We start from the raw sequence: 1,020 nt of genomic DNA on the forward strand, positions 1-1,020 counted from the left end.
CGCTTCCATCAGCGTGCGCGCCGGCGCCTCGCGCATGTCGTCGGTGTTGGGCTTGAAGGCCAGCCCCCAGACAGCAAAGGTCTTGCCCCTCAGCGCGCCCTTGAAATAGTGGTTGACCTTGTCGAACAGGACCGACTTCTGCGCATTGTTGCGCTCCTCGACGGCGCGCAGCAGCTTGGCGTCGAACTTGACGCCCTCGGCGGTCTTGATCAGCGCGCGCACATCCTTGGGGAAGCAGGAGCCGCCATAGCCGAGGCCGGGATAGATGAAGTGGTAGCCGATGCGCGGATCCGAGCCGATGCCCTTGCGCACCTCCTCGATGTCGGCGCCCAGCTGCTCGGCGAGATTGGCCATCTCGTTCATGAAGCTGATCTTGGTCGCCAGCATGCAGTTGGCGGCGTATTTGGTGAATTCGGCGCTGCGCACGTCCATCACGATCATCTTCTCGTGGTTGCGGTTGAACGGCGCGTAGAGCTCGCGCATCACCATCTCGGTGTCCTCGCTGGAGGTGCCGACGATGATGCGGTCCGGCTTCATGCAATCGGCGACCGCCGAGCCTTCCTTGAGGAATTCGGGGTTCGAGGCGACGTCGAAGGCGAGATCCTCGCGGCCGCGCCTCTTCAGCGTTTCGGCAATCCTGGCCTTCACCTTCTCGCAAGTGCCGACCGGCACGGTCGACTTGCCGACGACGATCTTGGCGCTGTCCATCTCACGGCCGATGGTCTCGGCGACGGCCAGCACATATTTCAGATCGGCCGAGCCATCCTCGCCGGGGGGCGTGCCGACCGCGATCATCTGGATCTGGCCATGCCTGACCGCCGCCGCCGCGTCGGTGGTGAAGCGGATGCGGCCGGCCGCGTGGTTTTCCCTGACGAGAGCCTCCAGGCCCGGTTCGAAAATCGGCACCAAGCCCTGGTTGAGCCGCTCCACCTTCTTCTCGTCGATATCGACGCACACCACCTCATGGCCGACCTCGGCCAGCACAGCGGCCTGCACGAGACCGACATAGCCAATCCCAAA

At 64.1% G+C, this 1,020-nt stretch carries 1 protein-coding gene; it reads right to left on the bottom strand.

All coding sequences use genetic code 11. From position 1 onward, the window contains the following. Nucleotides 1-1,020 (bottom strand): UDP-glucose/GDP-mannose dehydrogenase family protein (locus CK219_RS31000; RefSeq protein WP_095770221.1); only part of this gene is annotated, 1,020 nt, incomplete at both ends.

Source organism: Mesorhizobium sp. WSM4313 (assembly GCF_002294725.1).
Lineage (GTDB): Bacteria > Pseudomonadota > Alphaproteobacteria > Rhizobiales > Rhizobiaceae > Mesorhizobium.